25 protein-coding genes and 1 tRNA gene are annotated in these 24,576 nt (G+C 68.3%); 17 read left to right on the top strand and 9 right to left on the bottom strand.

Features of this window, described 5'->3' with window-relative positions:
* Positions 1-149: 149 nt before the first annotated feature.
* A complete protein-coding gene (locus tag EAS64_RS18055; RefSeq protein ID WP_145854152.1) occupies positions 150-848 on the top strand; it encodes a GPR1/FUN34/YaaH family transporter in 699 nt (232 codons plus the stop codon).
* A 6-nt stretch (positions 849-854) separates the two neighbouring features.
* Here the strand turns inward: EAS64_RS18055 and EAS64_RS18060 are convergent, their stop codons facing one another.
* Both EAS64_RS18060 and EAS64_RS18065 read right to left on the bottom strand, forming a co-directional pair.
* The gene (locus tag EAS64_RS18060) at positions 855-1,415 is read right to left on the bottom strand and encodes an isochorismatase family protein (RefSeq protein WP_145854153.1); all 561 of its coding nucleotides are present in this window, start codon (positions 1,413-1,415) and stop codon (positions 855-857) included.
* Positions 1,416-1,691: 276 nt separating this feature from the next.
* The gene (locus EAS64_RS18065; RefSeq protein WP_246115770.1) at positions 1,692-2,996 is read right to left on the bottom strand and encodes a nicotinate phosphoribosyltransferase; all 1,305 of its coding nucleotides are present in this window, start codon (positions 2,994-2,996) and stop codon (positions 1,692-1,694) included.
* 94 nt (positions 2,997-3,090) lie between these two features.
* Here EAS64_RS18065 and clpS point away from each other — a divergent pair, with 94 nt between their 5' ends.
* The 8 genes from clpS to rdgB all read left to right on the top strand — a co-directional run bounded on the left by clpS (position 3,091) and on the right by rdgB (position 8,128).
* On the top strand, positions 3,091-3,381 hold the full coding sequence (gene clpS / locus EAS64_RS18070) for an ATP-dependent Clp protease adapter ClpS (RefSeq protein ID WP_439333608.1): 291 nt from the start codon (positions 3,091-3,093) through the stop codon (positions 3,379-3,381).
* Positions 3,382-3,386: 5 nt separating this feature from the next.
* Positions 3,387-4,034, top strand: a complete 648-nt coding sequence (locus EAS64_RS18075) for a DUF2017 domain-containing protein (RefSeq protein WP_145854156.1) — start codon at positions 3,387-3,389, stop codon at positions 4,032-4,034.
* A gap of 25 nt (positions 4,035-4,059) precedes the next feature.
* Positions 4,060-4,467, top strand: coding sequence for a M67 family metallopeptidase (locus EAS64_RS18080; protein ID WP_145854157.1), 408 nt, complete (start codon positions 4,060-4,062; stop codon positions 4,465-4,467).
* Positions 4,468-4,526: 59 nt separating this feature from the next.
* Positions 4,527-4,799 carry a MoaD/ThiS family protein gene (locus tag EAS64_RS18085; RefSeq protein ID WP_145854158.1) on the top strand — a complete coding sequence of 91 codons (273 nt, stop codon included), beginning with the start codon at positions 4,527-4,529 and terminating at the stop codon, positions 4,797-4,799.
* Positions 4,800-4,919: 120 nt separating this feature from the next.
* Positions 4,920-5,867, top strand: a complete 948-nt coding sequence (locus EAS64_RS18090; protein WP_145854159.1) for a PLP-dependent cysteine synthase family protein — start codon at positions 4,920-4,922, stop codon at positions 5,865-5,867.
* Between the two features lie 72 nt (positions 5,868-5,939).
* The gene (locus tag EAS64_RS18095; protein WP_145854160.1) at positions 5,940-6,689 is read left to right on the top strand and encodes an MBL fold metallo-hydrolase; all 750 of its coding nucleotides are present in this window, start codon (positions 5,940-5,942) and stop codon (positions 6,687-6,689) included.
* Between the two features lie 43 nt (positions 6,690-6,732).
* Complete coding sequence (gene rph, locus EAS64_RS18100; protein WP_145854161.1) at positions 6,733-7,467, top strand: ribonuclease PH; 735 nt, start codon at positions 6,733-6,735, stop codon at positions 7,465-7,467.
* A complete protein-coding gene (gene rdgB / locus EAS64_RS18105; protein ID WP_246115738.1) occupies positions 7,460-8,128 on the top strand; it encodes an RdgB/HAM1 family non-canonical purine NTP pyrophosphatase in 669 nt (222 codons plus the stop codon). Before rph ends, rdgB begins: the two co-directional genes overlap by 8 nt.
* 117 nt (positions 8,129-8,245) lie before the next feature.
* Here rdgB and EAS64_RS18110 read toward each other — a convergent pair whose 3' ends face one another.
* Entirely contained in the window at positions 8,246-9,148 is a 903-nt protein-coding gene (locus EAS64_RS18110; RefSeq protein WP_145854162.1) for an SCO4651 family lipoprotein, read from the bottom strand.
* Between the two features lie 236 nt (positions 9,149-9,384).
* Here EAS64_RS18110 and bcp point away from each other — a divergent pair, with 236 nt between their 5' ends.
* Together bcp and EAS64_RS18120 are read left to right on the top strand one after the other, a co-directional pair.
* Entirely contained in the window at positions 9,385-9,846 is a 462-nt protein-coding gene (gene bcp / locus EAS64_RS18115; protein ID WP_222849445.1) for a thioredoxin-dependent thiol peroxidase, read from the top strand.
* Positions 9,847-9,920: 74 nt separating this feature from the next.
* Positions 9,921-10,003: transfer RNA gene (locus EAS64_RS18120), tRNA-Leu, on the top strand.
* Between the two features lie 353 nt (positions 10,004-10,356).
* Here EAS64_RS18120 and EAS64_RS18125 read toward each other — a convergent pair.
* The 3 genes from EAS64_RS18125 to EAS64_RS18135 form a co-directional block, all read right to left on the bottom strand.
* Positions 10,357-11,856 (bottom strand): potassium/proton antiporter, encoded by a 1,500-nt coding sequence (locus EAS64_RS18125; RefSeq protein ID WP_145854164.1) that lies wholly within the window; start codon positions 11,854-11,856, stop codon positions 10,357-10,359.
* Between the two features lie 41 nt (positions 11,857-11,897).
* The gene (locus EAS64_RS18130; RefSeq protein WP_145854165.1) at positions 11,898-12,998 is read right to left on the bottom strand and encodes an ABC transporter substrate-binding protein; all 1,101 of its coding nucleotides are present in this window, start codon (positions 12,996-12,998) and stop codon (positions 11,898-11,900) included.
* 463 nt (positions 12,999-13,461) lie between these two features.
* Positions 13,462-14,508: an ABC transporter substrate-binding protein gene (locus EAS64_RS18135; RefSeq protein WP_187365987.1), complete on the bottom strand. Its 1,047-nt coding sequence runs from the start codon at positions 14,506-14,508 to the stop codon at positions 13,462-13,464.
* 310 nt (positions 14,509-14,818) lie between these two features.
* On the opposite strand from EAS64_RS18135, the gene EAS64_RS18140 reads away from it, so the two are divergent.
* On the top strand, positions 14,819-15,082 hold the full coding sequence (locus EAS64_RS18140) for a DUF3618 domain-containing protein (protein WP_145854167.1): 264 nt from the start codon (positions 14,819-14,821) through the stop codon (positions 15,080-15,082).
* A gap of 67 nt (positions 15,083-15,149) precedes the next feature.
* Here the strand turns inward: EAS64_RS18140 and gcvH are convergent, their stop codons facing one another.
* Together gcvH and gcvT are read right to left on the bottom strand one after the other, a co-directional pair.
* A complete protein-coding gene (gene gcvH, locus EAS64_RS18145) occupies positions 15,150-15,539 on the bottom strand; it encodes a glycine cleavage system protein GcvH (protein ID WP_145854168.1) in 390 nt (129 codons plus the stop codon).
* 2 nt (positions 15,540-15,541) lie between these two features.
* Positions 15,542-16,654: a glycine cleavage system aminomethyltransferase GcvT gene (gene gcvT / locus EAS64_RS18150; protein WP_145854882.1), complete on the bottom strand. Its 1,113-nt coding sequence runs from the start codon at positions 16,652-16,654 to the stop codon at positions 15,542-15,544.
* 27 nt (positions 16,655-16,681) lie between these two features.
* Here gcvT and EAS64_RS18155 point away from each other — a divergent pair, with 27 nt between their 5' ends.
* From EAS64_RS18155 to ispG, 5 genes are all read left to right on the top strand, one after another.
* Entirely contained in the window at positions 16,682-16,960 is a 279-nt protein-coding gene (locus EAS64_RS18155) for a 4a-hydroxytetrahydrobiopterin dehydratase (protein WP_145854169.1), read from the top strand.
* Positions 16,961-17,548: 588 nt separating this feature from the next.
* On the top strand, positions 17,549-19,804 hold the full coding sequence (locus EAS64_RS18160; RefSeq protein WP_145854170.1) for a hypothetical protein: 2,256 nt from the start codon (positions 17,549-17,551) through the stop codon (positions 19,802-19,804).
* A gap of 135 nt (positions 19,805-19,939) precedes the next feature.
* The gene (dxr, locus tag EAS64_RS18165) at positions 19,940-21,118 is read left to right on the top strand and encodes a 1-deoxy-D-xylulose-5-phosphate reductoisomerase (protein WP_222849446.1); all 1,179 of its coding nucleotides are present in this window, start codon (positions 19,940-19,942) and stop codon (positions 21,116-21,118) included.
* A gap of 31 nt (positions 21,119-21,149) precedes the next feature.
* Positions 21,150-22,349, top strand: coding sequence for a M50 family metallopeptidase (locus EAS64_RS18170; protein WP_145854172.1), 1,200 nt, complete (start codon positions 21,150-21,152; stop codon positions 22,347-22,349).
* Positions 22,350-22,520: 171 nt separating this feature from the next.
* Positions 22,521-23,681, top strand: a complete 1,161-nt coding sequence (ispG, locus tag EAS64_RS18175; RefSeq protein ID WP_145854173.1) for a flavodoxin-dependent (E)-4-hydroxy-3-methylbut-2-enyl-diphosphate synthase — start codon at positions 22,521-22,523, stop codon at positions 23,679-23,681.
* Between the two features lie 9 nt (positions 23,682-23,690).
* Here ispG and EAS64_RS18180 read toward each other — a convergent pair whose 3' ends face one another.
* Positions 23,691-24,458 carry a DeoR/GlpR family DNA-binding transcription regulator gene (locus EAS64_RS18180; RefSeq protein WP_145854174.1) on the bottom strand — a complete coding sequence of 256 codons (768 nt, stop codon included), beginning with the start codon at positions 24,456-24,458 and terminating at the stop codon, positions 23,691-23,693.
* Positions 24,459-24,576: the final 118 nt, after the last annotated feature.

Genomic DNA, 24,576 nt, shown 5'->3' on the forward strand with positions numbered 1-24,576 from the left:
CAGGCAATTTACCTGATCGCCTGGTCGCCGGACGGGGTTGACGGTGACCACTGGTTCAAAGTGAGAACACGCGCGCGCGTTTCCTGGCGTACCGATGCATTAACCCCTGACGGGGGTCGCTCAACCCGGCCTACGCAAAGGAGTAACCGATGAGCGCTGATGCATCCGCCTCCAGCTATGTTCCGGCCCAGGCCCCTGCTCAGGAGCCGACCGTCGCGCCAGAGCCTGTCGTTGAGGCGCCCGCGGCCGTCTACTGGCTCGGTAACCCCGCGGCACTGGGACTTCCTTGCTTCATCGCCGGCTCAGTTGCGCTCGGCCTGGCGTTCGTAGGCGTCGTCCCGTTGACTGCACTCGGCGCTGCGGTGCCGATCGTCCTCACGGCCACCTCAATCGGCCTGTTCCTGGCGACCATCTGGGCCGCCGCGGTCGGCCAGACGGCGGTAGCGAGCGTGTTCGGCATCTTCGGGGGCTTCTGGCTCAGCTACGCGGTACTGTCCCTCGGCCTGAACCACAACTGGTTCGGTATTCCGCTCACCTCGACGCGGTCCACGCTAGAACTGTTCCTGGTCTCCTGGCTGGTCGTGATGGTCATGCTCACGCTGGCCACACTGCGGCTGCCGTTGGCGTTCACGTTGGTCTTCCTCCTCGTGGACGTGGCGCTGGTGCTGCTGTTCGCTGGATTCAACGCGATACCGGCCTCGACGGGCCTGCTGCAGGCCGCCGGATGGGTGATCCTGGGGTTCGCGGCCGTGGGCGCCTACCTGTACTACGACACTGTGTCGCAGGCCACGGGCGGCTCATCGCTCCCGCTCGGCAGGCCGACGATCCGTCAGGCCGCGGACCGCTAGGAGAGGTCAGGCGCGGGTGATATCGACGCCCGCGCCGCGCAGCAGCGCGACCGCCTCGGCGGTGGTGGTCGGGTCCACGCCCGCCGTCAGGCCGAGCAGCACCCGCGCGCTGAAGCCGTTGGCGGCCGCGTCGGCCGCGGTGGCGCGGACGCAGTAGTCGGTCGCGATGCCGACCACGTCGACCTGGTCCACGTCGCGCTCCCGCAGCCAGGTAGCGAGCGGCGTGCCGTCGCCGTCGGCGCCCTCGAACCCGCTGTAGGCCGCCGCGTGCGCGCCCTTGCGGAACACCGCCTCGATCGGCTCGGTGATCAGGTCGGGGTGGAACTGGGCGCCGGCGGTCCCCGCAACGCAGTGCGGTGGCCAGGAACGCACGTAGTCGGGCTCGCTCGCGAAGTGGCCGCCCGGGTCGATGTGATAGTCGAGAGTGGCCACGATGTGGTCGTAGCCGTGGTTGCCCGAGGTCAGCAGCGTGCTGATGGACCGGGCGACCGCGGCGCCGCCGGCGACCGCGAGCGAGCCGCCTTCGCAGAAGTCGTTCTGCACGTCAACGATGATGAGGCAACGCACGGGCCTACCTTATGCGGGGGGACGCCCCCCTGCACGCTGTATTGCCCGCGGGGGGACGACCCTCCGCACCCCCCCGCGCATGGGGGGCCTGCGCGGCCCCCCATAGCCCCACGCGGTGAGGGCGGCGCAGAAGGCGCGCCGCCCTCACACGGTGGTTGCTGTTAAGGCCTTGTGGCTGCGGTCGGGGGGCGGCGCAGAAACCGCGCCGCCCCCCGCGCGGTGGCTGAGGTTAAGGCCTTGTGGTTGCGGTCGCAGGCAGCGCGAAGACCGCGCTGCCTAGGCTCGATCGCCGTCGCGGCCGAAGATGGTGGGGATGGCGGGGTAGCCGCGGGACAGCTGGAGCGCGTAGCCGGGCAGTTCGCCGAGTGCCGCGATGTGCCGGGCCCTGGCGTCGGCGAGCGGCTCGCGCCCGGTGATCTTGCCGTCGCGGACCAGCTCGCGCAGCAGCACCCGGTCGGCCGGGCCGAGGCCCGACGGCGGTGCGAGCAAGATCCGCTCGGTCATCGCCTCGCCCGACTCGGCCCGCTCGCGCACCGCCCACTTGCGGCCGCCGCGGCCAGGCTTGCCCACCGACCGCTTGGCGACCGGCCGCAGCGCGTCGAGTTCCGCGGGCTCGCCGTCGGGGAGCGGCGCGTCCGAGCGTGCCACCAGCTTGTAGACAAGCGCCGCGGTCGGCGCGCCTGACCCGGTGACGAGCGAGGTTCCGACGCCGTATCCGTTGACGGGCGCGACCGCGAGCCCGGCGATCGAGTACTCGTCGAGGTCTCCGGTGAGGATGATCCGCGTCTCCGTGGCGCCGAGCGAGTCGAGCAGCGCCCGCACCGAGACCGCGTGCGCAGGCAGGTCGCCGCTGTCGATCCGCACCGCGCCGAGCCGCGGTCCCGCCGCCTCGACGGCGGCCCGCACCGCCTGCTCTACGTTGAACGTGTCGACGAGCAGGGTGGTGCCCGGCCCTAGCGAGGCGAGCTGGGCGGCGAATGACTCCTTCTCGCTGTCGTGCACCAGCGTGAAGGCGTGCGCCGAGGTTCCGCCGGACGGCACGCCGTAGGTGAACCGCGCCTGCAGGTTCGACGTGGACGCGAAGCCCGCGATGTAGGCGGCGCGCGCCGCGGCGATCGCCGCGGCCTCATGGGTGCGCCGCGAGCCCATCTCGATCAGCGGCCTGCCGGCCTGGCCGGGCCCGCCCGCCGCGGTCACCATCCTGGACGCCGCGGAGGCGATCGCGCAGTCGTGGTTGAGTATCGACAGCGCCAGGGTTTCAAGGAGAACCGACTCCGCGAATGTGCCCTCGACGACAAGAATCGGAGATCCGGGGAAGTACATGTCCCCTTCGGGGTAACCCCAGATGTTTCCGGAAAACCGATACGATGACAGATACCGGAGTGTGGCCTCGTCCACGATCCGGTTTTCCCGCAAGAAGGACAGCTCGTCCGGCCCGAAGCGGAATTGCTCGAGCGCGTCGAGCAGCCGTCCGGTGCCGGCGACGACGCCGTAGCGACGGCCATGCGGCAGGTGGCGGGCGAAGACTTCGAAGACCGCGCGTCGCGAGGCCGCACCGCTGCGCAGCGCTGCTTGGAGCATGGTGAGTTCGTAATGGTCAGTCAGCAGCGCGGTTGTCCCGCTGTTCGCCGTGTTGGTCACAGGTGGAAGACTAGGCGCAGGGAGGTGCGTGCGAGTGAGCGTGGCGCCCGCTGAGCTCGATCAGCCACGGTCAGCGGATGAGGTTACGCCGGACAGGCCATGGCTGACGATCGTGTGGAACGACCCGGTCAATCTGATGTCTTATGTAACCTACGTCTTCGAGCACGTATTCGGTTATCCCCGTCCGAAGGCCGAGAAGCTGATGCTCGACGTCCACCACAAGGGCAAGGCGATAGTTGCGAGCGGCACCCGCGAGGCGATGGAGCGCAACGTCGAGGTGCTGCATGGTTACGGCCTGTGGGCGACGGTCCGCCAGGATACCTAGGAGCCATGGAGATGTTCCGGCCCACCAAGGGCGGCGGCGTGAGCGTTTGGCTGTCCGCCGGCGAGGCGACGCTGCTGCGTACGCTTGTCGTCCCCGTGCTTGACCTGCTCAACGACCCCGACAGGCCCGCCCAGTCGTGGGGTGCGGAGCCGTCTGGTGCGGAGCCGTCAGCAGCCGGGCCGTCCGGTGCGGGGCAACCGGCTCCGGACGGGACCGACGGGCCAGGCGATCTGTTCGCGGACCTCGAGAAGATGTTCAGCGAGACGTCGGCGCCGCCGCCGGAGCGGCCCGTCGACCCGGTGCTCGCCCGGCTGCTGCCCGACGCCTACAACGACGATCCGGAGGCAGCGGGCGAGTTCCGCAAGTACACCGAGTCTTCGCTCCGTGAGGCGAAGAAGTACTTCGCGCAGACACTGCTTGAGACGCTGCCGCCGGGCGGCGGGCGGGTGAAGCTCTCCGCCGAGCAGGCAAGGGACTGGATGCGGGCGCTGAACGACGTGCGGCTGATGTTCGGCGTCCGTCTGGAGGTCACCGAGGACTTCGAGGAGCAGCTGGCGGCCCTCGATCCCCAGGACCCGAGGCTCGCCGCGTTCGAGGTCTACGGCTGGCTCGGCGCTGTCCAGGAGTCCCTGGTCCGCGCGATAACCAGGTAACGGCGACCGGGTAATCTCGGCCATTGTGCTGACCATCTCCCGCGACCTTCACGACAAGATCGTCGAACACGCACGCAAGGACCACCCGGACGAGGCCTGCGGCGTAATCGCCGGCCCGGCGGGCAGCGACACCCCGGTGCGGTACATCCCGATGCAGAACGCCGAGCGGTCACCCACGTTCTACCGGTTCGACTCCCGCGAGCAGCTCCAGGTGTGGCGTGCGATGGACGACAACGACGAGGAGGCCGTGGTGATCTACCACTCGCACACGGCCACCGAGGCGTACCCGTCGCGCACCGACATCTCGTACGCCAGCGAGCCGCAGGCCCATTACGTCCTAGTATCGACCAGGGATGAGACGGAAGCGGAGTTCCGTTCCTACCGGATCATCGACGGCCAGGTGACCGAGGAACCGGTCACAATTTCGGAATGATCGCGACCCGATCCGGGTTGTCTACCACGGCGTAGGAAATTAACTACAGGAGCTTTGACATGGCCATTGAGGTTCGCATCCCCACGATTCTGCGCAGCTACACCGGCGGCGCCAAGGCGGTCGAGGGTTCCGGCGCCACGCTGGACGAGCTGCTGAGCAACCTGGACGCGGCCCACGGCGGCCTTCGCGAGCGGCTAGTGGACGGCGAGAAGCTGCGCCGCTTCGTCAACGTGTACCTCAACGACGAGGATGTCCGCTTCCTCGGCGCGCTTGAGACCCCGGTGAAGGACGGCGACACCGTCACGATCCTTCCCGCGGTCGCCGGCGGCTAGGCCGCGCGCCCGATGGCAAAGACCGCCATCGTATCGGGCGCGCAGCCCAGCTCATCTCCCGGGGGGACGCCCCCCGTAGCCCCCGCGGACAAAAATCATCGTTCTGAACGGATTCGTGCGATGCGTTACGACTCACTGCTTGCCTCTCTCGGCAACACCCCGCTGGTGGGGCTGCCCAGGCTGTCACCGTCGGACGATGTCCGGCTGTGGGCCAAGCTCGAGGACCGTAACCCGACCGGATCCGTGAAGGACCGCGCGGCGTTCTTCATGGTTGAGCAGGCCGAGAAGGATGGCCTGCTCCGCCCCGGTTCGACGATCCTCGAGCCGACCTCGGGCAACACCGGGATCTCGCTGGCGATGGTCGCGAAGCTCCGCGGCTACCAGCTGATCGTGGTGATGCCGGAGAACACGAGCGAGGAGCGCCGTCAGATCCTGCGCATGTACGGTGCGGAGATCTTCACCTCACCGGCGGCCGGCGGCTCCAACGAGGCGGTCCGGGTGGCGAAGCGGCTGGCCGCGGACCACCCGGACTGGGTAATGCTCTACCAGTACGGCAACGAGGCGAACGCCCGCGCCCACTACGAGACGACCGGGCCGGAGATCCTCACCGACCTTCCGTCGGTCACGCACTTCGTGGCCGGCCTCGGCACCACCGGCACGCTGATGGGGACCGGCCGGTTCCTGCGCGAGCACGTGCCTGGCATCAAGATCGTCGCGGCCGAGCCGAGGTACGGCGAGCTCGTCTACGGCCTGCGCAACGTCGATGAGGGCTTCGTGCCCGAGCTCTACGACGAGTCCGTGCTGACCACCAGGTACTCGGTGTCCTCCGAGGACGCCCTGCGCCGCACCCGTGACCTGCTGTCCAAGGAGGGCATCTTCGCGGGCATCTCCGCGGGCTGCGCGCTGCACGCTGCCCTCGGCATGGCGGCTGCCGCGGCCAAGGCGAAGGAGCGCGCCGACATCGTGGTGCTCGTCGCCGACGGTGGCTGGAAGTACCTGTCGACCGGCGCCTACAGCGGCACCCTTGACGAGGCCGAGCAAAAGCTCGAGGGCCAGCTCTGGGCCTGATCCCGGTCATCCGTGCCCGAATACGTCTTATGCCGTAGGTTGCCAGAGCCAGCTCAGAGGCATAATGGCCGCATGTTCCTTACGGTGGTGGGCTGTTCCGGTAGCTTTCCCGGCCCGGACAGCGCGGCATCCTGCTATCTGCTCGAGGCTGACGGCTTCCGCCTGGTGATCGACTTCGGCAATGGCTCGCTCGGCGCGCTGCAGCGGCACATCGGGCTGTTTGACGTGGACGCGGTCTGCCTCAGCCACCTGCACGCCGACCACTGCGTCGACCTGTACTCCTACTCGATCGCCCGGGCGTACTCGCCCACGGGACCGCAGCCGCCGATCCCGGTCTACGGGCCGGCCGGCACCGAGGAGCGAATCGGCCTCATCCACGGGCCTAAGGGCGACGAGACCCTGCGCGACCGCTTCGGCTTCGTGACGCTGGAGCCAGGCAGGCGGGAGATCGGGCCGTTCGCGGTGGAACTCGTGCACATGAACCACCCGGTGGAGACGTTCGGCTTTCGCTTCTCCCATGGCGGCAAGACCCTCGGCTACACCGGCGACACGGGGGAGACGGACGCGGTGACCGCGGTGGCGCGCGACGCGGACGTGTTCCTGTCGGAGGCGGCGTTCCTCGAGGGCCCCGGCCTGCCGCCCGATCTGCATCTCACCGCCCGCCAGGCGGGGGCCCACGCGAGCCGCGCCGGAGCCGGCCAGCTCGTGCTGACCCACATTCAGCCCTGGACGTCCCCCGATGCCGCCCGCGAGGAGGCGGCAGCCGCCTTCGGCGGCCCGCTTGACGTGGCCGTCGCCGGCCAGCGGATCGCCCTCGGCTAGCACCGCCCCTGAACCTGGTGCCAGCGCCGGTAAGGTGTTGCGCATGACTCGACCAGACGGAAGGGCCGCGGACGCGCTGCGGCCGGTGCGGTTTACCCGCGGATGGCTGGACCACGCCGAGGGATCGGTGCTCGTGGAATTCGGTCGCACCCGTGTGCTGTGCGCGGCAAGCGCCACCGAGGATGTTCCGCGCTGGCGGCGCGGCAGCGGGCTCGGCTGGGTCACCGCCGAGTACTCGATGCTGCCGAGGGCGACCAACACCCGCAACGACAGGGAGTCGGTGAAGGGCCGCATCGGCGGCCGCACTCACGAGATCTCCCGGCTCGTCGGCAGGTCGCTGCGCGCCTGCGTGGACTACAAAGCGCTCGGCGAGAACACGATCGTCATCGACTGCGACGTGCTGCAGGCCGACGGCGGCACCAGGACCGCGGCGGTGACCGGCGGCTATGTGGCGCTCGCCGACGCGATCGACTGGCTGCGCAAGCGCGGCAAGCTGAAGGGCAACCCGCTCGTCACCTCGGTCGCCGCGGTTTCCGTCGGCATCGTCAGCGGCGAGCCGCGGCTTGACCTGTGCTACGAGGAGGACTCGGCCGCGGAGACCGACATGAACGTGGTCTGCACCGGCGCCGGAGACTTCGTGGAGGTGCAGGGCACGGCCGAGGGCGAGCCGTTTTCCCGCGCGATGCTCGGCAGCCTGCTCGACCTGGGCACGGCGGGCTGCGCGGACCTGACCAGGTTGCAGCAGGCCGCACTCGCGGCGGATCGCGCCAGTGGCTGACGCTACTGTGCCGAGCGGCATCGGGGCGGACGCCCCGCACCGCGTCGTCCTCGCGACGCGCAACGCGCACAAGATCGCCGAGCTCAACCGGATACTCGCCGATGCCGGGTTCGGGGGTGAGCTTGTCGGGCTCGACGAGTTTCCCGGCGCGCCAGACGTCCCGGAGACCGGCCTTACCTTCGCAGACAACGCGCTGCTCAAGGCCCGCGCGATCGCCGAGTACACCGGCCTGCCCGCGGTCGCGGACGACTCGGGGCTGACGGTGGACGCGCTCAACGGCATGCCGGGCATCCTGTCGGCACGCTGGGCGGGCAAGCACGGCGACGACCGCGCAAACCTGGAGCTGGTGCTCGGCCAGCTCGCCGACGCGAGCATGCGGGGCGGCGCGTTCGTCTGCGTCGCGGCCCTTGTCGTGCCGGGCGGGGCGGGCGAGCAGGCCGAAGAGCGGGTCGCCGGCGAGTGGACGACCACCGGCGTGCTGCCGGGCAGCATCATCCGCGAGCCGCGCGGCAGCAACGGCTTCGGCTACGACCCGATCTTCGTCCCGGCCGGCCTGGACAAGACCACGGCAGAGCTGGCGCCGGAGGAGAAGGACGCGATCAGCCACCGCGGCCGCGCGTTCCGCGCCATCGCGGTGCTCATCACCGCGCACGCGTCCTAGCGGCACATCATGATGGACGTCTGGGCGCACTCCCGTGTGCCCAGACGTCCCCTGTCTATAAAGACCGCGCTTTAGCGACCGCGCCAGCGCCGTCGCGGCTACCAGCGCCGGTCGCGGCTAGATGCCGGTGCCCGAGCTGAGCGCCGAGGACGGCATCGGGCTGGTCTGGCTGGCCGGCGGGATCGTGATGTTCACCGGCTGGTTGATGCTGGTGACCGTCGTGGTGATGACCTCGGTGACCGACTTACCGGACTCCGTGACCACGGACTTGCGTACCAGGTGCTGGCCGTCGATCCAGACGGTGAACTTCGCCGTGCTGATCCCGGCCGCTGCCATCGCCTGCTTGACCTGCGCCTTGACGCTGCCGGACAGGTAACCGATCCCCTTGTCGATCGGCAGCGTGCCGCTGTACTCGGTGACCGCGACGCCGTCGATGGTGCCGGTGCCGACCTGGTGCACCGATGTCGCGCCGCCGAGCAGCCGGGTCTCGGTCAGCGGCCCGCTGCTCTGCAGCTGGCTGAAGATCTGGCCGAGGTTGACGCCGCTCTTCTGGCTTACCGAGGACAGCGGTATCGCCAGCCACGGCTTGCTCAGGTGCAGTGACGAGGTGAGGAAGCTCCACTTCATGTACAGCGTGCTCGGCGTGAGGATCTCGCTGAGGCCGCCGGGGAGCGACTGGCCGGCCGCGCTGAGCGTGCCGATGTTGACGCTGGCAAGCAGCGAGGGATGCATCTGCTCCGCGAACGTCGCCGATATGCTCACGTCACCGAGGGCGCCGGTCCCGGAGGCGGCCGAGCTGCCCGGCTTCGCGGTCATCTGCATGTTCATCGTCCCGGTGAACGAGTTCGCGCTTGTCGCGGTCTTGGCAGCGAGCTGCACCGCGGCGAGCGGGCTTGCCGTGGCGGCCGAGGAACCGGCCGAACCGGAACCACCGGAACCGCTGCACCCGGCCAGTGCCACCGTGGCGGCCAGCACAAGCCCCGCACTGAGAAATGGCAGACGAGCATCAATACCGCGCACCGTGAACCTCCGAGATCCGACCCCTGTAACCAGTTCTACTGGAGGAAACCACCCACTGTTGTGCTGCCCACGGAAAAAAACGGCAAACTCCCCCATTTTTCGCCTCGGTCGCGCGTCCGGCAGGGGGCCGGCGGCTGGTGCAGCGTCCGCATCGTACCGGCCGAGCGGCACCGGGCGCTGGCCCGGCATGCGATAACGTTTGGTGTCGATCGTGCAAGGAGGGGACAGTGACCGGAATACGGCTCGCGCCAGGAGACGAGGCGCCTGATTTCACCCTGCCGGACGCCGACGGCAACCCGGTGACCCTGTCGAAGCTGCGCGGCCAGCGGGTGATCGTCTACTTCTACCCGGCCGCGATGACCCCCGGCTGCACGAAGCAGGCATGCGATTTCACCGCCGCCATGCCTGGCCTGACCGCCGAGGGCGTCACGGTCCTCGGCATCTCGCCCGACGCCCCGGCGAAGCTCGCCAAGTTCCGCGAGAAGGAGCACCTCACCTTCCCGCTGCTGTCCGACTCGGACAAGAGCGTGCTGACCGCCTACGGCGCGTACGGCGAGAAGATGAACTACGGCAAGACCATCATGGGCGTCATCCGCTCCACCTTCGTCATCGACGCCGACGGCAAGATCGAGAAGGCGCTGTACGCGGTTAAGGCAACCGGGCATGTGGACCGGCTCCGCAAGGACCTCGGAATATGAGAAAACAAGTATCATTCCGAACGGATGCGGCCTGCTAAGCCGCACCCACCCGCCTGACCACTGCGGCCAGGCACGCGGGCGTGGCGAAATGGCAGACGCGGCAGGTTTAGGTCCTGTTGGTGGCAACACCGTGGGGGTTCAAGTCCCTTCGCCCGCACTGGGTCGCGCGCCCGATACGATGGCGGTTTTGCCATCGGGCGCGCGACCCAGTGATGTCTTCCGGGGGAACGACCCCCCGTACCCCCCGAGGTCCTCACGCGGCGACGCGGCAAGGCGTGGGGTTTCTCCGGCACTCGCCGGGGAACGCCTCCCCATTTTCATCTCTGCTTAGCCGGGCGTGGCACATAGCGGACATAACGGTCAGATTTTGGTCGCCGAGTAAGCAAAGACGCGTCCTCGTGGCCACCGGGTAAGCAAAGTGCGGTCTCCCGGTAAGCAAAGGCGCGGCGGCCCTGCCGAATCCAAGTGATAACAGCAAGAAGTTGACCTTGCCGGGCGGCGCGGATCAGGTTAGGTGGTTTCGGGGGCGGGGGTGTCGCCTGGCGGGGTAGCGGGGGTGGTGAAGCAGCGGGCCAGCGTGGCGGCCTCGCCGGGGTCGGCGAGGATGAGGACGTCGTCGCCGGCCTGGAGGGTGGTGTCGCCTGCGACGGGGAGCAGGGTGCCGTTCCTGACGACCAGGGAGACCCAGGCGCCCTCGCCGCAGGGGAGGTCCCCGATGGTGCTTCCGTCGGCGGCGGCGCCCGCCGCGACCTCGTAGCGGTGCAGGCCCTCGGGCTCCTCGCTGAACCGGACGCCGAGCGACCACGGCTCGGGCTCGATGGAGCGCAGCGGTATGCGCAGCCGGCGGGCCAGGGCGGGCACCGTGCCGCCCTGCACGGTCACCGAGAAGCCGACGATGACGAAGATGACCTGATACGCCCGTGCCGCCCCCGGGGTGCCCGAGCCGACGATCGCCATGCCGAGCAGGATCGGCACGGCCCCCTTGAGGCCGGTCCACAGGAAGAACGTCCGTTCCGGCACCGACAGCCGGACCGGCAGCGTCACCAGGCCGACGAGGACCGGCCGGATCACGAAGGCCAGCAGCGCGGCGAGCGCTAGCCCGTCGGCCCAGACGGACCCGCTCTCCAGGTCGGACAGCCGCATGGTCAGGCCGAGCATGACGAACGCGACGATCTCCCCGAGCGACGCGAGCGAGGAGTGGAACCGCTGGATCTCCCGCTTGTACGGTGCGGACTCGTCGCCGATGAGGATGCCCGCGACCAGGACCGCGAGGAAGCCTGAGCCGTGGGCCACCGTGGCGGCGCCGAAGATGACGAGCACGCCGGACAGCACCCGGAGTGAGTAGAGGCCCTCGCTCGGCAGCGGTACCCGGCGCATGAACGCGAGCAGTGCGAGGCCGCCGCCCACGCCGACGGCCACCCCGACCGCCATCTGCTCCGCGAAACCCGCGACCACCTGCCAGGCGATGCTCGTCGCACCGCCGTGCGCCGCGAGCAGCGCGGACAGCAGCGCGATGCCCACCGGGTCATTGGCGCCCGACTCGCCCTCGAGCAGCACGCCGGTGCGTCCCGCGATCTCCCTGCGGCCGAACACGGAGAACACGACCGCGGGATCGGTCGCCGCCACCGCGGTCCCGACGAGCAGGGCCAGATGCCAGCTCATGCCCGTGACGAAGCGCGCGGCGACCGCGGTGCCCGCGGCGGTGACCAGCGTGCCCGCCACGCCGGTCCAGATGATGGCGCCCGCGGCGGTGCGGAACCTGCGCCGCCCGATGTGCATGCCGCCGTCGAACAAGATGATCGCGAGCGCCACCGTGACGACCAGTTCCACCGACTTCACCGGCAGCGCGGCGGCGCCATGCCAGAACTGCGCCGCGATGACGGCCGCCACGAGGAAGAACGCGGGAGCCGGCACCCGGAGCCGCGCGCTGAGCCGGTTCGACAGCACGGCTGCGGTCATGGCCAGCCCCACCACCAGAACGATGAGGCCGAACTGGGTCTCCCCGCTCATCGGCGCGTGCGGGAGGTGGTCACCTCCCGCACTTTACCTGCTCAGGATGCTGCCGAAGAGAACTGGGAGAAGTTGAAGAACGACTTCGGCAGCAGCATGTTCGACACGTTGAACGTCGACGGAAGCAGATTGAACTGGAACATGACGTTCGCGACGCGCTGGAGCCTGGTCGCGTCGACACCGATCGGGTAGGTGTCGAGCGCCATCACCGCGCCGATGCCCTTTGTGACCTGGCCGTCCTGCGGCTTGTCGATCGATTCGAACGCCGTCTCAACGGCGGACCGGTCGGTGTCGGCGATCTCCTGGCCGGTCTCGAGGGCGGCGAGGAAGCGCTTGAGCGTGTTCGGGTACTTCGCGGCCCAGGCCTTGGTGGCCACGTACCCCTCGATCGGGAAGTCCGAGGTGGCGCCCTGGTTGAGGTCGGCCAGCGGAACCGCGCCGTACTCCTGCTCCGCCTGGCTGGCGAACGGCTCGGGCATGATGGCGGCGGAGATCTTGCCGCTGGCGAGATCGCCGGCCATGAAGGGGAACGGGATGGCCCCGCCGGTGGCGGAGAACGCCTTCATCGTGGCGTTGGGGAAATTGACGCTCTTGGGGTCGACGCCGTTCTCGGAAAGCACCGAAACGCCGAGCAGGTAGTCGATGTTGCCGGGCGCGTTCACGCCGACCAGGTGCCCCTTGAGCTGCCCGATGGTCTTGATCTTGGAGTCCGGCATGGTGAAGATCGTCTGCGCGCCCTGCTGCATGATCGATCCCTCGGCGACCACCTCGATGGGCTGGTGGTTCAGCGCCGCCTCGTTGATGTACGAGACGTAGTTACCGCCTGAGATGTCGAGCTGGCCCTTGAGTTGCTCCGCGACCGCGGTCTCCGAGCTGATCGCGGGGGTGTACTTGATCGTCAGCCCCTCCTTGGCGAACAGCCCGTCGTGCATCGCGATGAAGAACCCCGCCGAGTCCATCGCGGGCACCACCGCGACGTTAAGCTCGGTCTTCTCCGGCGCGCCGAAGTTCGTGGGGAGGGATGCCTCGAGTGAGGCGTTGCCGCTCCCTGAAGAAGCTGAAGAACAGCCCGCCGCCAGAGCGGCAGTCGCCGCCAGCGCCACCGCGGACGCCGCGCGCGCCCACTTACCCCTGCTGGTCATGGAACCTCTCACCGAGCCAACGCAGTCGCCGTGCCCACGAAGGATAGACCAGCATCAACGAAGAAGGTTGTTGATTTACGAAAAATCGGACTAACCGCCGACGAGTCCGGGTTCCCGCTGGATCATCCGGGACACCTGGTACGGCGCCCGTGTCCTGCAGCGAGCCCTGGTCGAAGTCGCCGACCATCACCTCGCCGACGTCCTTCGCCGTGTTGAGCCCGATCTTGGCGTGCGCCCGCGCCAGCTAGGCCAGCGTCTGGTACTTGGAGTGCGGAACTTGTGCTCCCAGAGCCCGAGCAGCCGGCCAGTGCGCCCGCCGCCGCGATTCCCGACACAATGGTGCATACAAATGTCTGCTTCAGGGCCATTGCTTGAATTGGCGGCATAGGGGCGACATAAGAAAACGGCCCGGTTCGGTGCCGGAACCGGGCCGTTGCCGAGCGGTGCGCCGCGCGGCGGCGCGCTACTTCATGATCTCGCCCTGCTCCGGCTGGATCATGGTGGCGATTTTGAACGGCTTGCTGAGGACGCGGAACTCGTACATCGCGTCCGCCACCCGCTGCATCACGGGAACGTCCATGACGAGCGGGTAGGTGTCGAGCGTCATCGTCGCGGCGATCTCCTTCGTCACACCGGTGTGCGCGACGAGCGCGGCCTCCACGGCGGCGCGGTCGGTGTCGGCGACCTGCTGGCCCTCGTTGTAGGCGCGCAGGAACGCCGCGACCGTGTTCGGGTGCGACTGCACCCAGGAGGCGGTGCCCGCAATCGTGCCGATCGGGAAGTTCTGCAGCGACCCCTGGTTGAAGTCGGCCACCTGTATCGCACCGTACTCCTGCTGCGCCTCGGTGCCGAACGGCTCGGGCAGCCACGCGGCGCGGATCTTGTGCTGGTCGAGCAGCTGCGGCATCAGCGGCAGGATCTCCGGCACCTGCGTGAGCGCGTCGACCTTGAACCCGTTGGCGGTGAGCAGCGACCCGAGCAGCACGGAGCCGATGTTGTGCAGCGAGTTGACGCCGACCTTGACGTGGTGCTTGACCAGGTCCCGCACGGTCTTATACGGCGAGCTAGGCAGCACGTAGAGCGCCTGGTTGCCCGCCTGCATCTGCGACGAGTCGGCGATGAGCCGCATGTTGATGGGCTTGACCGGCTCGACCTGCGTGGGATTCGTCGGGTTGGGCGCCGCGAACTTCCCCGCAGCCTGGGCGAGGATGAACGAGACGTAGTTGCCCTCGATGAGCTGCGCATTGCCGGTCTGCAGGTCGCCCAGTCCGTATTCGCCGCCGTTGATGCGGTCGATCGTGACCTTCAGCCCCTGCTTGGCGAAGTAGCCGTTGTCCTGGGCGATGTAAAGGCCGGCCGCGTCCGCCGTCGGCACCGCGTCGATGATGATGGACGACACCTCGGGCGGCGGCCCGGTCTGCACCCCGTCGCTTCCGCTTGAGCAGGCGGCGAGCGCGATCGCGGGAATGGCCGCCACCAGGCAGTATCTAAGTCTGTTTACAAGCCGCATGATCATTCTCCCATCATCACAGGGGAGCGTAATCAGGCATTAACACCTATGCATCGTTTTTGCCACAAATAACACATACCAGATCTTGCTCAATATAGGCACATGTCGATAAGGAACTGATGCCCGAAACCTTTTCGGGGCCCCATTGTCCGCTGCTCGGCAAAAGCTGTGACAGGTGATGCCAAAGGAATGAAAAGAATCTATTGATACGAAAGCTGTCGCTGACGGCCCGACGCTGGCCCCGACGCGCTCATCCGGGGTTCGCACCCCGGAATGAGTGCCGCCGCCCCGGAATGAGTACAGTACGAACATGGCTGACACCGAGATCGAGACCAGGGATGAGCCGGCGCGTCCGCCGAAGGAACTGGTCGGTGAGATCGAGCGCACTCGCGCCAACCTGGCCAAGACGATCGACGAGATCGCCGACCGGGTGTCCCCCGCCAACGTGGCGAAGCGCACCGCCGACGGCGTCAAGGTGCGCCTCAGCCAGATCGATCCCCTTATCGGGGGTGCGGTCGCTCTCGGCGTCGTCAGCGTGACCTGCTACCTCGTCTGGCGCAAGCTGCGCAAGTAACGGTCACGGCAGCGTCGGGAGATATCTGGCTAGCGCGCGATACGATGGCGCCTTTTGCCATCGCTCGCTAGCCAGCTGATTTGGTCAGTGCGTCGTACTCGGTGGGGGACAGCAGGCCGGTGCCGGCGGCCTGGCCGTCGGTGACCCGGACCCGGAACATCCAGCCGAGGCCGTACGGCTCGGCGTTGATCAGGCCTGGGTCGTCGTCGAGTTCCTCGTTGATCTCGACGACCTCGCCGTCCACCGGCGAGTACAGGTCGCTGACCGATTTCGTCGACTCGACTTCGCCGCACGGCTCGCCCGACGTCACGGCCGCGCCGACCGCGGGCAGCGACACGTAGACGACATCGCCGAGCGCCTGGGTCGCGTAGTCCGTGATGCCGATCGTGGCGGTGCCGCCGTCGATCGCGACCCACTCGTGCTCGGGCGTGTACAGCAGTTCCGCGGGAACGCTCATCGTCACATTCTCCTGGTGTAAAACGGAAGTTCGGTCTTCTCTGCTGGTTCTGACTTACCGCGGACATCGATCGCGAACGGTCCGGTCGCGTCCCGCTCAACGTAGGCCATCGCTATCGGTATGCCTAGCGTCGGCGACGGTGCGCCGCTTGTCACCAGACCGACCGGGACTGCCTCGCCGGACGGTGTGTCCGACAGGACTGCGTACCCGTGCCGCGGCACCCGCCGCGACCTGGCAAGCAGTCCGATGAGCGTACGCCGCGGCGGCTCGGCCGCCCGGACCGCGAGCGCTTCCCTGCCGACGAAATCGCCCGGCTTGTCCAGCCGCACCACCCGCCCGAGCCCGGCCTCATAAGGGGTGACGTCCGGGCCGAGTTCGTTGCCGTACAGCGGCATGCCCGCCTCGAGCCTGAGCGTATCGCGGGCCGCGAGTCCAGCCGCGGGGAACGCGTCGCCGAAGCCCGCGGCGAGCGCGGCCCAGACCGCCTCGCAGTCGTCTGGGTCGAGGAAGATCTCGAACCCGTCCTCGCCGGTGTACCCGGTCCGCGCGATCCACGCCGTGCGTCCCGCGACGGTCCCGTAGGCGCCCGCGTAGTACGGCATGCCGTCGAGCGGAATGTCGGTGACTGAGGAGAGCATGCCGCAACCGTTCGGACCCTGGATGGAGATCAGCCCGGTGGCCGCGGACTCGTCGGTGACCACCGCGCCACCGGAGCACCGTTCGGTCAGTTCCGCGAGGACCACGGTCGCGTTGGCCGCGTTGGCGACGACCAGGAACCGCTCCGCCGCCTGCCGGTAGACGATCAGGTCGTCGAGTATGCCGCCGTCCGGCGCGCAGAGCATGGTGTACCTGGCCCGGCCGACGGCCAGCCCGGACGGCCAGCCGCACACGGCGTAGTCGAGCGCCGCGCCCGCACCGGGCCCGGTCACCGCGATCTCCCCCATGTGGCACAGGTCGAAGAGGGCGGCGCCGGTCCTGACCGCGTTATGCTCGGCCGTCTCGCTGCCGTAGCGCAGCGGCATCAGCCAGCCGGCGAACTCGGTCATCGTCGCGCCGAGCCGCTCATGCACCTTTCGCAGCGGGGTGTCCCGCACAGTCGAGGTCACCCGCCTGATCCTAGCGGTGCTGGGTATGGACGTGACATGGCGACACTTACCCCTGAGCAGGTGACCGCTGAGCTCGCGGCGACAGAAGGCTGGCAGGCCGCCGACGGAGAGCTCACGCGCGTGGTGACCCGCGAGAACTTCCGCGACGCGCTGCTGTTCGTCAACGCGGTGGGCTACCTGGCGGAGCGGGCCAATCATCACCCGGACATTTCAATCGCATGGAACAAGGTGACCCTCACGCTGAGCACCCACTCGGAGGGCGGGCTCACCGGCAAGGACTTCGCGCTCGCGCGCCTGATCAGCGACCTGGGCTGACAGTCAGCCGGACCATCGCCTGACAGTCAGCTGACTGGCAGCCGGGGGTCAGTGGCGGGAGCCGGCCGCCCCGGTGGCGCGCCGGTAGAGCGCGGGCGCCCCCGCCGCTGTCTCCCGCGGTTATCCCGCACTCAGTCCGCCCATGCCCGCGGCCGCCGCCATCATGACCGGCGCGCGGAGCGCGAGCGAGCCCGCGAGCGTGGCGACAAGACGGTTACAGAGGGTGATCGTCATCGGCACGGTGAATGGTACTCGGTCACAATTGGTAAGCGCAGCGGAATGACCGCCAATTAGCAAGCGGAAGTTTTCTCATTGGACACGCGACAGACGCTTTTCCCGCTAATCGGTCCATGCCATCGTGGCACCGGGAGGCATTCAATGAAACTAGTGAAGCTCAGGAAACCAGCCCGCTCACCGCGGCGAATCACCGCCATCGCGGGCTCTGTCGCCCTGCTCGCGGGTGCCTGCACCGCCGCCGTCGCCGGGGCTGCGGGCGCCGCACCGTCAGCTTCCGCCGCGAAGGCGGAAATATCGGATATAAGCAGTTCGTGCCATCTAGGTAGTGGCGTCACCCACGTCGTAAAAATCATGTTCGACAATGTACATTTCTTCCGTGATAACCCCAATGTCCCGTCAGACCTTGAGCTGATGCCGAACCTGCTCAACTTCTTCAAGGACAACGGCACGATCCTGTCGAATAACCACACCCCGCTGATCGCGCACACCGCGGCCGACATCCTGTCCACCTACACCGGCCTGTACGGCGACCGGAACGGCGTGGGGATCTCCAACAGCTACCGGACGTACAACACCGACGGCACCGGCGGGACGTTCAAAACCACGGACCCGGCGACCGCCTTCACCTACTGGACGGCGCCGATTCAGGACACCCTGAGCACGCCCAACGCGGCGCACGACACCAACCCGAACATGGTGTACTCACCGGTCCCGCCGGCCACTGCCAGCACCCCGGTAGCCCCGAACACCGTCACCCCGGCGCCCTGGGTGCCTTACACCCGGGCGGGCTGCGACTGGGGCGCGGTCGCGACCGCTAACGTCGAGCTGGAGAACACCAAGATCGACATGCCGACGGTCTTCGGCGCCAACTCGCCGGAGGTACAGCAGCTCAACGCCGACCCGGACAGCTTCAAGGACCAGGAGAGCGCGGACTACGTCGGCGTCGCGGTGCACTGCGCCCAGGGCGCGGCGCTCTGCGCCGACGCCACCGCGAACCGCGGCAACCAGACGACGCCGTCCCTGTCCGCCCAGCCGGACCTGCTGCCGAACGAGCCAGGCGGCTACACCGGCTTCCAGGGCCTGTTCGGGCACAAGTACGTGGCCCCCGTGCTCGGCGCGGGCACCCCGAACGTCACGAATGACGGCTACGCGGTGACGAACGCCGCGGGCAACCTGGTAGACCTGAACGGCAACCAGCTGAACGGCGCGTTCCTGAGCACTCCCGGTTTCCCTGGCTTCAGCTCGATCAACGCGTCGCAGACCCTGGCCTACATGGCCGACATGCTGGAGTCGGGCGTCCCCGTGGTCAACGGGTACATCTCTGACATCCACGGCAACGAGCACATCCCTGGCGTAACCGCTTGCAACGGCGCCCCGGCCGCGCTCGGCTCCGGCTCCGCCTGCTACATCGCCCAGGCGCAGTACTACAACACCGCGTTCGGCGCGTTCTTCCAGCGCCTGGCCGCGGAGGGCATCACCCCGGCCAACACGGAGTTCATACTCAACGTCGACGAGGGTGACCACGAGGCGGGCGCGAACGTCGGCCGCGCGATCCAGCCGACCCCGGCGAACTGCGACGGCGCGACCGTATCCGGAAGTGTCGTGACTCAGGACGTGCCGTGCACCTACCCGGCCGGCAGCTTCGGCGAGCTGGCGGGCAACCTCACCGGCTTGCTCGCTACCCAGAAGGGCAACACCACGCCGTTCACGGTGGAGGCCGATACCGCGCCCGAGTTCTACCTGACTGGCAATCCCGGCCCGAACGACCTGGTCACCCGCCAGTTCGAGAAGGACGTGGCCGGGCTGACCGCGGCCAACCCCTACACGGGGACCACGCAGCCGATCGCCAACTTCATCGCTGATCCGATGGAAGAGGGCATCCTGCACATGGTGGACGCCGACCCGGCGCGCACCCCCACCTTCGCGCTGTTCGCCAAGCCGGACTACTTCCTGTCTACCGGCGCGGCCAACTGCAACATCCCCTGCGTCGCCCAGACCACCGGCTTCGCCTGGGATCACGGTGACTACGCCGCCGAGATCAACAGCGACTACGCCGCGTTCGCCGGACCCGGCGTGAAGAACCTCGGCATCGACGGCTTCACTCCGGCACAAGGCCCCAGCTCGGCGGGCGCGAACAGCGGCCAGACCGAGGTGGTCGACGTACACAACCCTGGCACCTGGACCGACACCACCGACATCCGGCAGACCGAGCTGTACCTGACCGGCCTGAGGGACGACTACACGGGCGACGGCCAGGTCATCGCCCCGATACTCGCCGACCCCAACCACGCACTGCGGAATCCTGAGACCCAGCGGCTTGGTGCCTGCTACAAGCAGCTGGACTCCAGCGTCGGCCAGTTCGGCGCGGCCACCCTGGTCGCGTCCACCAAGGCGGTCGAGTCAACCTCCGCCAACGACAAGACCTACACCAACGTCAACACGGCCCTGTTCGCCCTGGAGAAGGCGAGGGACGCGCTGGCCGGCAAGATCAAGGCCGAGTTCCAGGCGGCGGCGTTCCAGGACAAGCAGGTCCCGGCCGCCGGCGCACAGCTCGTCGCCTGCGACGCGATAATCGCCGGCGCGAAGCTGCTCGCGGCAGTCAGTTAGTAGGGCGGTTGTTCCCCCGGGGGTAGCATTCGGGGAACATGGCTGGGGCAGAATGTCTAGGTGACTTCTGCCCCAGCCACTCCGTCCTCCGGGGGGCGCACCCCCCAAACCTCCCAGGGAACCCGGCGGGATGTGGTGATCCTCGGCTCGACCGGCTCGATCGGCACCCAGGCGCTCGACATCGTCCGCCGCAACCCCGATCGCTTCCGGGTGGTCGCGCTCGCCGCCGGCGGCGGCAGCCCGGCGCTGCTCGCCAGCCAGGCGGTCGAGTTCCGCGTGCCGGTGGTCGCGGTCGCCGACGAGGCCGCGGCGCCGTCGGTTGCCGAGGCGATCAAGTCAGAGTCATCCAGAACGGTTGCGGCTGACTCTCCCAGGCCCCAGGTCCCGGAAATCCAGGCAGGCGAGGACGCGGTGTGCCAGCTCGCGGCGCTGCCGTGCGACGTCGTGCTGAACGGCGTGACCGGCGCGGCGGGCCTTCGCGCCACGCTCGCCGCGCTCGACGCCGGCCGGACCCTGGCGCTCGCCAACAAGGAGTCGCTGATCATCGGCGGCCCGCTGGTGACGAGCCGAGCCAAGCCCGGCCAGATCGTGCCGGTGGACTCCGAGCATTCCACGATCGCCCAGTGCCTCAGGGCCGGGGCGAACTCCGAGGTCAGGCGGCTGGTGCTGACCGCGAGCGGCGGCCCGTTCCGCGGCTGGCCGAAGGAGCGGCTTGCCGGGGTCACCCCGGAGCAGGCGCTCGCGCACCCGACCTGGCGGATGGGTCCGCTGGTCACCACGAACTCGGCGACCCTGGTGAACAAGGGCCTTGAGGTGATCGAGGCGCACCTGCTGTTCGGCTTCGGCCTGGACAGGATCGACGTGGTGGTGCACCCGCAGTCGATCGTTCACTCGATGGTCGAGTTCACCGACGGCGCGACCGTCGTCATGGCGAGCCCGCCGGACATGCGCATCCCGATCGCGCTCGGCATGGCCTGGCCGGACCGGGTGCCGGAGGCGGCGCCCGGCCTGGACTGGAGCACCGCCGCGACCTGGACCTTCGAGCCGCTCGACGACGAGGCGTTCCCGGCGGTGGCGCTTGCCAGGGAGGCCGCGAGGCTGGGGGGGACCGCGCCAGCCGTCTACAACGCCGCCAATGAGGCATGCGTGGCCGATTTCCTCGCGGGAAGGATTCCGTTCACCCGGATCGTTGACACTGTGTCTCGCGTAGTCTCAGAGGGCAACACGTCGCGTACGGGTGCGACCACGCTCGACGACGTGCTCGCGGTGGACTCCTGGGCGCGGGTACGCGCACGGGAGCTGACCCGGGCGTAACGAGGCGCGGTATCCGCCGGGTATTGGAGGATTGGCGAAGTTGGATGCGCTTGGCTGGCTTATCTTCCTTGTCGCCCTGCTTGTCTCGGTGATGCTGCACGAGACCGGGCACTTCGTGATGGCCAAGCGGTTCGGCATGAAGTGCACCAGGTACTTCGTGGGGTTCGGCCCGACGCTGTGGTCAACCCAGCGCGGCGAGACCGAGTACGGCATCAAGGCGCTGCCGGTCGGCGGTTTCGTCAAGATCGTCGGGATGACCTCGATGGACGAGGTGGACCCGGAGGACGAGGCGCGGTCCTTTCGCCGCGCGCCCGGCTGGCAGCGGCTGATCGTGCTCGCCGCCGGGTCGTTCATGCACTTCGTGATCGCCGCCGTCCTCATCTTCGGCCTGGCGCTCGGCATCGGGATCGAGAACGGCAGCACCACGCAGCTCGGCACGGTCGCGTCGTGCGTCCCGTCGAGCCAGAAGGCGCTCACCGACGGTGCCGCATGCTCGGCGGGCGAGGCTAAGTCGCCCGCGGCGCTCGCCGGGCTGAAGGTCGGCGACAAGGTGACGTCGCTCAATGGCGTCCCCGTTGCCACCTGGACGCAACTCACCGACGAGATTCTCAAGGTCAAGGCCGGCGGCCCGGTCACGCTGACCGTCCAGCGGGACGGGAAGACGCTGACCCTGCACACCACGCTCGCCACGGTGCCGCACCACGGCAACTACCTGGGCATCGCCGGGGCGTACGTGATCCAGCGGCAGAGCCCGCTCGACGCGGTCAGGTACGTGGGCACCGGGTTCTCCCAGGTGATCACCGGCTCCGTGAGCGCGCTGGCCCAGTTGCCCGCTGCCGTGCCCACGCTGTTCAGCAAGGACCGCTCCACCAGCGCCGGCGCCAACGTGACGAGCGTGGTCGGTGCGGCAAACGAGACTGGTCAGGCCGTCGCGGCGAACGTGGGCTGGGAGTACAAGGTCAGCTTCGTGCTGCTGCTGATCGCGTCGCTGAACATCTTCGTCGGCGTGTTCAACATGCTGCCGCTGCTGCCGATGGACGGCGGGCACGTCGCCGTGGTGATCTGGGAGCGGATCAGGGCCTGGTTCGCCAGGCTGCGGCGCCAACCGGATCCAGGTCTCGTCGACTACCGCAAGCTCGTCCCGGTCAGCTTCAGCATCTTCCTTGTGCTTGTCGTCTTCGGGATGATGCTGATCCTGGCTGACATCGTTAACCCGGTGAGCATCAGGTAGTGGTGGTAAACGCCGGGTGACTGGCCAGTGACATATCATCGTTAGGCTGACGCGGGGGTCAGGTTAGGCGGCCGAATGGCCGAGCGACTGGGCGAGAATAGGGTGTGGTCACTGGGGGAGGACCCCGGGACCCCTGAAAGTGGGCCGACGATCCCGACGGGATGGAAACCAATGAGCGTTGACCTTGGCATGCCAGCTACGCCTCCCGCGCCGCTTGCGGAGCGCCGCAAGTCGCGTCAGCTGATGGTGGGAAACGTGCCAGTCGGCGGGGGTGCGCCGGTAAGCGTGCAGTCGATGTGCACCACGCTGACCGCGGACGTCAACGCCACGCTGCAGCAGATCGCCGAGCTGACCGCCTCCGGCTGCCAGATCGTCCGGGTCGCGGTGCCGTCGCAGGACGACGCGGAGGCGTTGCCCGCGATCGCGAAGAAGTCGCAGATCCCGGTGATCGCCGACATCCACTTCCAGCCGAAGTACGTGTTCGCCGCGATCGACGCCGGCTGCGCGGCAGTCCGGGTCAACCCGGGCAACATCAAGGAGTTCGACGACAAGGTCAAGGAGATCGCGAAGGCGGCCGCCGCGGCGGGCACCCCGATCAGGATCGGCGTCAACGCGGGGTCGCTGGACAAGCGGCTGCTCGCCAAGTACGGCAAGGCGACGCCCGAGGCGCTGGTCGAGTCCGCGCTCTGGGAGTGCTCGCTGTTCGAGGAGCACGGCTTCCGCGACATCAAGATCTCGGTGAAGCACCACGACCCGGTCGTGATGATCCAGGCCTACCGGCTGCTCGCCGCCAAGTGCGACTACCCGCTGCACCTCGGCGTGACCGAGGCGGGCCCGGCGTTCCAGGGCACGATCAAGTCCGCGACCGCGTTCGGCGCGCTGCTCTCGCAGGGCATCGGCGACACGATCCGGGTGTCGCTCTCTGCGCCGCCGGTCGAAGAGGTCAAGGTCGGCATCGGCATCCTCGAGTCGATGGGGATGCGGCAGCGCGGCCTCGAGATCGTCTCCTGCCCGTCCTGCGGGCGCGCCCAGGTGGACGTGTACAAGCTGGCGGAAGAGGTGACCGCGGGGCTGACCGGCCTTGAGGTGCCGCTCCGCGTCGCCGTCATGGGCTGCGTGGTTAACGGTCCCGGCGAGGCCCGCGAGGCGGATCTCGGCGTGGCTTCCGGCAACGGCAAGGGCCAGATCTTCGTCAAGGGCAAGGTGGTCGCCACCGTGCCCGAGTCGAAGATCGTGGAGACCCTTATCGACGAGGCGATGCGGCTGGCGGAGGAGGCCACTGGGGGCGCGCAGGAGGCCGCCTCCGGCCAGCCGATCGTCACGGCGTACTGACGACCACCGCTACACGAGGACCTCGCCGACCCTCCCGGCAAGCAGCGCATGCGCCTCTGCCGGGAGTAGGGCGTCCGATACCAGGACGCTGATCTTGTCGATCGTGGCGAAGGACGCCAGGCTGACCACCCCCCACTTCGAGTGATCCGCTAGCACGACTACACGCCGTGCCCGGTTGATGAGCGCCCGGTTCGTCTCCGCTTCGGCCAGGTTCGGCGTCGTCAGGCCCACCTCGGGGTCGAGCCCGGTGCAGCCGAGGAACAGCGTGTCGAAGTGGAGTGACCCGATCGTCAGGTCGGCCACCGGCCCGACGAGCGCGTCCGATGCGGTGCGCATGCCGCCGGTCAGCACCACGGAGGCGCTTTCCGGCCCGCGCGGAGTGCCGAACAGGCCGGCGATCCGCAGTGAATTGGTGACGATCGTCAGCCCGGGTACGTCCGTCAGGCACTGCGCGAGCGCGAACGTGGTGGTACCCGAGGCGATCGCCACCGCGGTTCCTGGCCTGACCAGGGACGCGGCGGCGCGGGCGATCGTATTCTTCTCCGGGCGCTCGAGGACGAGCTTGTCCTCGAAGCCGGGCTCATGGCCACTATGCGAGCCCGGCAGCACCGCGCCGCCATGGACCTTCTCAACGAGTCCGTCCTTGGCCAGCACCTCGAGATCGCGTCTGATCGTCATGTCAGAGACGCCGAGTTGCTGCGTGAGATCACTGACCCTCGCGCTGCCGTCGTTTCTGACGGCTTGGAGAATCAGCGACTGGCGATGTCTAGCCAGCATTCACTACCCCCTCAATAGTGTCCGAACACTTAAAAGTATGACGCCTGTCGGGCATGTTCGGTTACGACCAACAGTGTCGGAAATTTCCTCATAACGCTAGAAAAAATTCGGCGCTGTG

This window comes from Trebonia kvetii, from assembly GCF_007827045.1.
GTDB lineage: Bacteria > Actinomycetota > Actinomycetes > Streptosporangiales > Streptosporangiaceae > Trebonia > Trebonia kvetii.

Coding starts and splice junctions, on each gene's coding strand:
- EAS64_RS18090 (WP_145854159.1), top strand. CDS start 4,920: ATGCGTTACGACTCACTGCTTGCCTCTCTCGGCAACACCCCGCTGGTG.
- rph (WP_145854161.1), top strand. CDS start 6,733: ATGACTCGACCAGACGGAAGGGCCGCGGACGCGCTGCGGCCGGTGCGG.
- EAS64_RS18160 (WP_145854170.1), top strand. CDS start 17,549: ATGTTCGACAATGTACATTTCTTCCGTGATAACCCCAATGTCCCGTCA.
- EAS64_RS18085 (WP_145854158.1), top strand. CDS start 4,527: ATGGCCATTGAGGTTCGCATCCCCACGATTCTGCGCAGCTACACCGGC.
- EAS64_RS18055 (WP_145854152.1), top strand. CDS start 150: ATGAGCGCTGATGCATCCGCCTCCAGCTATGTTCCGGCCCAGGCCCCT.
- EAS64_RS18065 (WP_246115770.1), bottom strand. CDS start 2,996: ATGCTCCAAGCAGCGCTGCGCAGCGGTGCGGCCTCGCGACGCGCGGTC.
- EAS64_RS18140 (WP_145854167.1), top strand. CDS start 14,819: ATGGCTGACACCGAGATCGAGACCAGGGATGAGCCGGCGCGTCCGCCG.
- EAS64_RS18125 (WP_145854164.1), bottom strand. CDS start 11,856: ATGAGCGGGGAGACCCAGTTCGGCCTCATCGTTCTGGTGGTGGGGCTG.
- EAS64_RS18095 (WP_145854160.1), top strand. CDS start 5,940: ATGTTCCTTACGGTGGTGGGCTGTTCCGGTAGCTTTCCCGGCCCGGAC.
- ispG (WP_145854173.1), top strand. CDS start 22,521: ATGAGCGTTGACCTTGGCATGCCAGCTACGCCTCCCGCGCCGCTTGCG.
- gcvH (WP_145854168.1), bottom strand. CDS start 15,539: ATGAGCGTTCCCGCGGAACTGCTGTACACGCCCGAGCACGAGTGGGTC.
- EAS64_RS18075 (WP_145854156.1), top strand. CDS start 3,387: ATGGAGATGTTCCGGCCCACCAAGGGCGGCGGCGTGAGCGTTTGGCTG.
- EAS64_RS18180 (WP_145854174.1), bottom strand. CDS start 24,458: ATGCTGGCTAGACATCGCCAGTCGCTGATTCTCCAAGCCGTCAGAAAC.
- EAS64_RS18130 (WP_145854165.1), bottom strand. CDS start 12,998: ATGACCAGCAGGGGTAAGTGGGCGCGCGCGGCGTCCGCGGTGGCGCTG.
- EAS64_RS18135 (WP_187365987.1), bottom strand. CDS start 14,508: ATGCGGCTTGTAAACAGACTTAGATACTGCCTGGTGGCGGCCATTCCC.
- EAS64_RS18155 (WP_145854169.1), top strand. CDS start 16,682: ATGGCGACACTTACCCCTGAGCAGGTGACCGCTGAGCTCGCGGCGACA.